Below are 251 nucleotides of genomic sequence, written 5' to 3'. Positions count from 1 at the left end.
ATCTGAAGCCGCGGCACCAAAAAGAGGCTTGAAGTAGATTAGATTTGATAAGCCTATCTACCATATGGGGATATACATACTGCAACGGCAAACACGACCTGGTACATTGCGACAGTCCCATTCACTGCCGTTTCCGAGGCACTGAAAACGGTCTGGAAGAGCTTAAGAGAAGGAAGGTAGACGGCTCCGCATAGTGGTCCGAAGAAGCCTGCAGCCGTCACGACTCCAAGAATGAAACGTCTGCGATTAAT

The 251-nt window shown here is 49.0% G+C and carries 1 protein-coding gene; it reads right to left on the bottom strand.

What is annotated here, in order from left to right; genetic code table 11:
* Positions 1-53: 53 nt before the first annotated feature.
* Positions 54-251 (bottom strand): hypothetical protein (locus MN204_RS21125; protein WP_249873006.1); only part of this gene is annotated, 198 nt, incomplete at its 5' end.

Origin of the sequence: Oceanobacillus saliphilus (assembly GCF_023522835.1) — a bacterium.
GTDB classification, from domain to species: domain Bacteria; phylum Bacillota; class Bacilli; order Bacillales; family Amphibacillaceae; genus Oceanobacillus; species Oceanobacillus saliphilus.
The sequence above is the reverse complement of the archived record's forward strand: the minus strand, read 5'-3'. Positions and strand labels throughout refer to the sequence as shown.